This is a genomic window from Actinomadura sp. NPDC000929, from assembly GCF_040492065.1.
GTDB classification, from domain to species: Bacteria; Actinomycetota; Actinomycetes; order Streptosporangiales; family Streptosporangiaceae; genus Spirillospora; species Spirillospora verrucosospora.
Window position 1 is genome coordinate 22,242 of sequence record NZ_JBEUPA010000116.1, and the last position, 7,506, is coordinate 29,747.

The window sequence follows — 7,506 nt, forward strand, 5'->3', positions numbered from 1 at the left end:
TGATCGTAACCCCGCGCGCGGGCCTCACGAGGGGCGGCGGGCGATGGCGTCGCGGTACCAGTGGGCGCTGTCCTTCCAGGTGCGGTCGCCGGTGGCGTAGTCGACGTGGACGAGGCCGAAGCGCTTGGAGTAGCCGTAGGCCCACTCGAAGTTGTCCAGCAGCGACCAGGCGAAGTAGCCGCGGACGTCGGCGCCCGCCTTGCACGCCCTCTCGACCGCGGCGATGTGGTCGCGCAGGTAGGCGATGCGGCGGTCGTCCCGGACGCGGCCGTCCCCGTCGACCGCGTCGTCGAACGCGGCGCCGTTCTCGGTGACCATCAGCGGCGTGTCCGGGTACTCGCGGTGCAGCCGCAGGAGGAGCTCCTCCATGCCGGTCGCGTCGATCGGCCAGCCCATCTCGGTGGAGGGGCCGGGCTGTTCGGCGAACTCGACGGCGTCGCAGCCGACGAACGGGCTGGCCGCGCCCCTGCGATGGCCGTCCGCGTGGGCGCGCGGCGCGGCGCCGTCCCAGTCCCGGACGAGGGTGGGCGAGTAGTAGTTGACGCCCAGCACGTCGAGCGGCGCGGCGATGATGTCCGCGTCCCCGTCGCGCAGGAAGCCCCAGTCGGTGAGGGACGCCGTGTCCTCCAGCAGGTCGGCGGGGTAGCCCCTGCCCAGCATCGGGTCGAGGAACACGCGGTTGGCGACGGCGTCCACCCGGCGGACCGCCTCCGCGTCGCCGCGCAGGTGGTGCAGGTTCAGCGTGACCGAGTGCCGCGCGGACGGCGACACCACGCCGCGCAGCGCGCGGACCGCCAGGCCGTGCGCGAGGTTCAGATGGTGCGCGGCGGTCAGCGCGGCGACCGGGTCGGCGCGGCCGGGGGCGTGCACGCCGGACGCGTAGCCGAGGAACGCCGAGCACCACGGCTCGTTCAGCGTGGTCCAGGTGTGGACGCGGTCGCCGAGGACGCGCCCGACGCGCTCGGCGTAGTCGGCGAACCGGCGGGGCGTGTCGCGGTCCGGCCAGCCGCCGGCGTCCTCCAGGGACTGCGGCAGGTCCCAGTGGTAGAGCGTCGCGACGGGGGCGATGCCGTGGTCGAGCAGCGCGTCGACCAGGCGGGAGTAGAAGTCCATGCCCTTCGGGCTGGGCCTCCCGTCCGGCAGGACCCGCGACCATGAGAGGGAGAACCGGTAGGCGCCGATGCCGAGCTCGGCCATCGTCGCGACGTCCTCCTCCCAGCGGTGGTAGTGGTCCGTGGCGACGTCGCCGGTGTCGCCGTTCAGGACCTTGCCGGGGGTGTGGCTGAACGTGTCCCAGATGGACGGCGCGCGGCCGTCCTCCTGGGCCGCGCCCTCGATCTGGTAGGCGGCGGTGGCCGCTCCCCACAGGAACCCTTCCGGGAACCCCATCAGCTCTCCTCTTCCATGGTGACGACCACTTCGCCACCGGTCGCCCTGACGAGGACGCCGTGCGGATGGTCCGACGGCTCTCCGCCCTCGACCGCGGCCACGCGCGCGTTGACGAGAAGGACGTTCCATGTCCCCTCGCCGGTCACGCGCAGGTTTTCACCGTTTCTCACCGTGGTGAAAACGGTGTCGCCGACCTGGGTGACGACGGTGGCCCCGTCGGCGGGCTCGTAGACGCGCAACGTGACGCCGTCAGCATGGTCGTAGTCGGGACGGTCGTCCACCGCTCCCTCGGGAAAGACCGCACCCGGACGGACGAGCAGCGGCACGCTGTCGAACCCGTGCCGTTCGCGGACCCAGCGGCCGCCCTCGACCCGCTCGCCGGTGAGGTAGTGGGTCCACACACCTTCCGGCACGTAGTAGGCGACCTCCCCTCCGGAGGAGAACACCGGCGCGACGAGCAGATCGTCGCCGAGCATGTACTGCCGTTCCAGATGCGTGCAGGCGGGGTCGCCCGGGAAGTCGACGACCATCGCGCGCATCATCGGCAGCCCTTCCCCGTGCGCCTGGCGGGCCGCGCCGGCCAGGTAGGGCATCAGCCGCATCTTCAGGCGGGTGAAGTGCCGCAGGACGTCCACCGACTCCTCGTCGAACAGCCACGGCACCCGGTAGGAATGGCTGCCGTGCAGGCGGCTGTGCGAGGACAGCAGCCCGAACGCGATCCACCGCTTGAACAGCGCCGGATCGGGCGTCCCCTCGAAGCCGCCGATGTCGTGGCTCCAGTAGCCGAACCCCGACATGCCCAGGGAGAGGCCGCCGCGAAGGCTCTCCCCCATCGCCTCGAACGTCGACTCGGCGTCGCCGCCCCAGTGCACCGGGAAACGCTGCCCGCCGGTCGTGGCGGACCGGGCGAACACCACCGCCTCACCCTCGCCGCGCTTCTTGCGGAGCAGGTCGAAGACGGTCTGGTTGTAGAGATAGGTGTAGTAGTTGTGCGCCCGCTCCGGGTCGGATCCGTCGTGGTAGACGACGTCGGTGGGGATGCGCTCGCCGAAGTCGGTCTTGAAGCAGTCGACGCCCATGTCGAGCAGCGCCTCCAGCTTCCCCGCGTACCAGTCCCGCGCCTCGGGGTTGGTGAAGTCGACGACGGCCAGGCCGGGCTGCCACTTGTCCCACTGCCATACGTCCCCGTCCGGCCGCACCAGCAGGTAGCCGCGCGAGCGCCCCTCCTCGAACAGCGGCGAGCGCTGCCCGATGTAGGGGTTGATCCAGACGCAGATCCGCAGGCCGCGGTCCCGCAGCCGGCGCAGCATCCCCTCCGGGTCGGGGAACACCCGCGGGTCCCACTCGAAATCGCACCACTGGAACTCGCGCATCCAGAAGCAGTCGAAGTGGAAGACGCTGAGCGGCAGGTCGCGCGACGCCATCCCCTCGATGAACGAGGTGACGGTGTCCTCGTCGTAGGAGGTCGTGAACGAGGTCGACAGCCACAGCCCGAACGACCAGTCGGGCAGCCGCGCGGGCCGTCCGGTGAGCGCCGTGTACTTGCGGAGGATCTCCTTCGGCGACGGCCCGTAGATGACGAAGTAGCGCATCGACTGGCCCTCGACGCTGAACTGCGTCCGGGCGACGGCCTCCGACGCCACCTCGAACGAGACCCGCCCGGGATGGTCGACGAAGACGCCGTACCCCGCGTTGGTCAGGTAGAACGGCACGTTCTTGTACGCCTGCTCGCTCGCCGTCCCGCCGTCGGCGTTCCACACGTCCACGGCCTGGCCGTTCTTCACCAGCGGCCCGAACCGTTCCCCGAGCCCGTAGACGAAGTGGTCGACGCCCAGGTCGAGCTGCTCCCGCACGTAGTGGCGGCCGTCGTCGGTGTCGATGACGGCCTGCGCCTTGGGCGCGCTCCCGGTCAGGCGGCGCCCGTCCGCGAGGAAGTCGACGCCCCACTCCCCCTTACGCCCGACCCGGACCGACAGGGCGCCCGACGTCAGCGTCGCCGCCTCCTCGTCCACGGACACCTCCCCCGTGGGGTCGGCGGCCAGCTCGAAGTCCGGGCCGCGGCGCCTCTCCCCCGCGAAGTGGGTGAGGGTGACGCCGATGACGTCCGGCATCGGCGACTCGCACGTCACCGTCACCACCGGCCCCTTGAGCAGGTCGCCCCGGTGCCGGATCCGCTGCACCGGCGCGTGCACCGTGAACGTGCCCGGCCCGGCGTCCACGTCGAGGACCTCCACCGGATGCGACGCCCGCACACCTTCGCGCAGCATCCAGTAGCCGTCGCTGAACTTCATTACTTGACAGCCCCCGCCGTGAGTCCGCGCGCAAGGGTGCGCTGGAAGATGAGGAAGAACGCGACGGTCGGCAGGAGGCCGAGGAGCGACGCGGCGCTGGACATGGTGGCGTCCATGAGGCGCTGCCCCTGCAGCACGCCGAGGGCGACCGAGACCGTCTGGTTCTCGTTGGAGATGAGGAAGACCATGGGGATCAGGAACTCGTTCCAGGTCCACACGAAGAAGAACACGAGCAGGACCGACATGGTCGGCCGGACGACCGGGACGACGACCCGCCACAGCACCTGCCACCGGCCGGCGCCGTCGATCCGCGCCGCCTCCAGCAGCGGGCGCGGGAACGCCGCCATCACCGACGACAGCAGGTACGTGCCGAACGCGCTCTGGATGACCGTGAACACGATGATCACGCTGATCCGGGTGTCGTACAGGCCGACCTGCTTCGACATGTAGTACAGCGGGTAGACGAGCGCCTCCTGCGGCAGCGTGTTGGCCAGCAGCAGCACGGCCAGCACCCACATCCGCCCCTTGATCCGGCCGATGCCGAGCGCGTAGGCGTTGAGCACCGACAGCAGCACGGCGAGGACGGCGACGGAGCCGCTGATGACCGCGCTGTTCAGCAGGACGTGCCCGAAGTCGACGCGCTCCCAGAACTGCCGCACCCCGTCCAGGTGGAACCCGTCGGGAGGGGACAGCGGGCCGCTCGACGAGTACTCCTGCGGCGTCTTCAGCGCGTTGAAGACCACCACGACGAACGGGATCAGCATCACGCCCGCGAGCGCGACCAGCGCCACCAGCACCGCGTAGGCGGACGGGCCGCGGCGGCGGGCCCGGCGGGGCGCGCCCCGCCGGTCGCGCGGCGGCGCGCCCGTCTTCCTCGTCAGCGTCGCGGTCATCGCCCCTCCCCCAGGTCACGGCCCTGCAGGCGCAGGAAGACGACGGTCAGCGCGACGATGACCAGCGTCAGCACGGTCGCGATCGCCGAGCCGTAGCCGACGTCGGACTTCTCGAAGAAGTTGACCCAGGAGTAGTAGGACGGCACGTTCGTCGCCCCGCCCGGGCCGCCCTTGGTCAGCACGAAGATCTGCGGGAAGGCCTTCAGCGCGGCGATCGTCGTCCACAGCAGCACGACGAAGATCTCCGGCCGGATCTGCGGGACCGTGATGTGCCGGAACCGGCGGCCCCACGAGGCGCCGTCGATCTCGGCCGCCTCGTACAGCGAGGGGTCCACCCGCTGCAGTCCCGACATGAAGATCACCAGCGGGAAGCCGATCTGCATCCAGACCATGACGCCGACGACGCTCCACAGGGCGGTGGCCGGGTCGCCGAGCCAGTCGTGCGCGAGGGAGCCGAGGCCCACGGCGTCCAGGAACGCGTTGACCGCACCGTTCTCCGGGGCCAGCAGCCAGCTCCACACCACGCCCGCGATGACGACCGGCAGCACCTGCGGCAGGTAGACGCAGGCGCGCAGGGCGCTCGCGGTGCGCGGCCCGAAGTGCCGGTCGACCAGGTCGGTCAGGGCCGCGGCCAGCACCAGGCCGATCAGCGTCGGGACGATCGCCATCCCGACGATGATCAGGACGTTGTGCCGGAACGAGGCCCAGAACTCCCCGTCCTTCACGAGCTCGCGGTAGTTGCCGAGCCCGATCCACTCCGGGGTGCCGACGCCCGTCCACTCGGTGAAGCTCGTCCCGATGTTCATCAGGAACGGCACCCCGATGACGGCGGTGAACAGGAGCAGGCCGGGGAGCAGGTAGGGCACGTAGCCCCACTGCTCCCGCGACCGGCCGCGGCCTGGCGTCGTCACTTCGGCAGGCCGCCGTCGTAGGTCTTCTGGATGCCGCCGAGGACCTCGCCCGGCGCCGCGCCGTTCATGAGCTTCTGCGTCTGCGCCACCCAGGCGTCGTAGAAGCCGGCGACCGGCCAGTCCGGGTAGTAGGCGAGCCCGTCGGAGCGGGACAGCCCGTCGAAGTCGGCGATGAGCTTCTTGGCCTTGGCGTCGGTGATGGCGGCCGGGTCCGCGGCGACCGGCACGCCGCCCGCGTTGCCGAGGGTGGTCTGCGCCTGCTTCTTCATCGTGATGTCGATGAAGTCGTAGGCGAGCTGCTTGTTCTCCGACCCCTTGGGGACGACCCAGAGGTTGCCGCCCGAGCCGAGCGTCATCTTGGCGCCGGGCCAGACGGCGGTCTCCCAGTCGAACTTCGCCTCAGCGGCGACCCGGCCGAACCACCAGCTCCCGGAGAACATCATGGGGAACTTGCCGCTCATGAACGCGACGCCCGCGTCCTCCGCCTTGAGGCTGACGGAGTTCTTGGCGATGTAGCCCTTCTTCACCCAGTCGGCGAAGGTGGTCGCCCCGTAGGTCCAGGCGGCGTCGTTGAAGTTCGTCTTGCCGGTGTAGCGCTGGAAGGCGTCCACCCAGGCGCGGTCGGCCTTGTCCAGGGCGAGCTGGTAGACGAACTGGTGCGCCATGTACTCGGCGCCCGCGTTGGTCATCGGCGTGACGCCCTTCGCGACGAACTCGTCCATCGCGGCGGTCAGCTCGGCGAACGTCGTCGGGATCTCGACGTCGTTCTTCTTGAACAGGTCCTTGTTGTAGTAGACCTGCACGTACTCCGCATAGTCCGGAACGCCGTACCATTTGTCGCCGCCCATCGTGCCCTTGGCGTCGTACTTGGCGGTGACCTGGACGTTCGGGCTGACCAGCTTGTCCCAGCCCCGCTTGGTGACCTCGGGGGTGAGATCGGTGAGCAGACCCTGCCTGGAGAGCAGGCCGGCGGTCGCGTTGCCCTTGTTGTACTCCATGACGTCGGGGGCGTCCTTGGAGTTGAGCACCATGGGCGCGGTCTTCTGGATCTGCTCGAAGCCCTTCTCCTCGAACTTCACCTTGACGCCCGGGTGGGTGGCCTCGAACTCCTTGACCGCCTCGTCCCACGCCTTGCCCATGGCGCTGTCCGGGGCCTCGTAGTGCCAGAGCTTCAGCTCCTTGCCGCCGGAGCCGCCGTCGTCGCCGCCGCACGCGGTGAGCGACAGCGCCGCCGCGGCAAGGGCGGCGAGCACCGCCGCGCTCCTGCCTGCCTTGATCATGGGTCTTCCTCCGGGGTGGGACCGAGCGCCTGTCGAAGCGCTTCGATTGCGGGGATGCTAAGCCCTCGCTCGGCCGCGACACAATAGGACGACCTACACCAATTCGGCTACGAGCCCACTGACCTGCGCCGACGACCTGGGAGCGCTCCCATAGCGCGGAGGGCGATCGCGTTCGAAGGCAGGTTCGAGCGGAGCGAGGACCTGATCGCGCCGCGAGCCGCCAGGCGAGACGGAGCGATGCCAGCGATCGCCGCGTCTGTCGACGGTGGAGGGCCGCCAGGCCCGAAGGGGGAGAGAAATGCAATGAACACTGCTCAGTTACGGCACTCGGCGCCGTTCAGGGTGAATCGCGAGGGGGTTCCGTTGGCGCCGTCCTGACTCCCGAGGAAGCCGAACTCGGCTGTCCCGTGCGGCGGGATCGACCGGTTCCACTCCGCCGCCGTCACCGTGACGGACGTACCGTCCTGCGACCTGCTGCCGTTCCACAGCTGGGTGATCGACTGGCCGTCCGGGAAGGCGAAGCCCAGGGTCCAGCCGTCGATCGCGCCGTCTCCGAGGTTGGTGATGCGGACGGTGGCCTGGAAGCCCCGCGGCCACGTCCCGTCGACGCGGTAGGACACCGAGCACGCGGTCGCCGCGGCCGTCGTCCGGTCCGCCGGGGGCGTCGACGGCGGTCTCGCACCGGCCCGGTCAGAGGAGCCGGGCGCCAGGGCGGCCAGCAGCGCGGCCAGCGCGGTCAGCG

At 70.3% G+C, this 7,506-nt stretch carries 6 protein-coding genes; all 6 read right to left on the bottom strand.

The genetic code is table 11. The features are described from left to right. Positions 1-24: 24 nt before the first annotated feature. A complete protein-coding gene (locus ABWI04_RS30890; protein WP_345177583.1) occupies positions 25-1,389 on the bottom strand; it encodes a GH1 family beta-glucosidase in 1,365 nt (454 codons plus the stop codon). After that, positions 1,389-3,680 carry an alpha-xylosidase gene (yicI, locus tag ABWI04_RS30895; protein WP_353834641.1) on the bottom strand — a complete coding sequence of 764 codons (2,292 nt, stop codon included), beginning with the start codon at positions 3,678-3,680 and terminating at the stop codon, positions 1,389-1,391. The genes ABWI04_RS30890 and yicI overlap by 1 nt, the downstream gene beginning before the upstream one ends. Beyond that, positions 3,680-4,573 (bottom strand): carbohydrate ABC transporter permease, encoded by an 894-nt coding sequence (locus ABWI04_RS30900; protein WP_345177588.1) that lies wholly within the window; start codon positions 4,571-4,573, stop codon positions 3,680-3,682. The genes yicI and ABWI04_RS30900 overlap by 1 nt, the downstream gene beginning before the upstream one ends. Then, a complete protein-coding gene (locus ABWI04_RS30905; protein WP_353834642.1) occupies positions 4,570-5,484 on the bottom strand; it encodes a carbohydrate ABC transporter permease in 915 nt (304 codons plus the stop codon). The genes ABWI04_RS30900 and ABWI04_RS30905 overlap by 4 nt, the downstream gene beginning before the upstream one ends. After that, the gene (locus ABWI04_RS30910) at positions 5,481-6,764 is read right to left on the bottom strand and encodes an ABC transporter substrate-binding protein (RefSeq protein WP_353834643.1); all 1,284 of its coding nucleotides are present in this window, start codon (positions 6,762-6,764) and stop codon (positions 5,481-5,483) included. The genes ABWI04_RS30905 and ABWI04_RS30910 overlap by 4 nt, the downstream gene beginning before the upstream one ends. A gap of 314 nt (positions 6,765-7,078) precedes the next feature. Further along, the coding region (locus ABWI04_RS30915) for a cellulose-binding domain-containing protein (RefSeq protein ID WP_353834644.1) at positions 7,079-7,506 on the bottom strand (428 nt) is incomplete at its 5' end.

Excerpts from the sequence above, each read along its gene's own strand:
- ABWI04_RS30890 (WP_345177583.1), bottom strand. The coding sequence starts at position 1,389 with ATGGGGTTCCCGGAAGGGTTCCTGTGGGGAGCGGCCACCGCCGCCTAC.
- yicI (WP_353834641.1), bottom strand. The coding sequence starts at position 3,680 with ATGAAGTTCAGCGACGGCTACTGGATGCTGCGCGAAGGTGTGCGGGCG.
- ABWI04_RS30900 (WP_345177588.1), bottom strand. The coding sequence starts at position 4,573 with ATGACCGCGACGCTGACGAGGAAGACGGGCGCGCCGCCGCGCGACCGG.
- ABWI04_RS30910 (WP_353834643.1), bottom strand. The coding sequence starts at position 6,764 with ATGATCAAGGCAGGCAGGAGCGCGGCGGTGCTCGCCGCCCTTGCCGCG.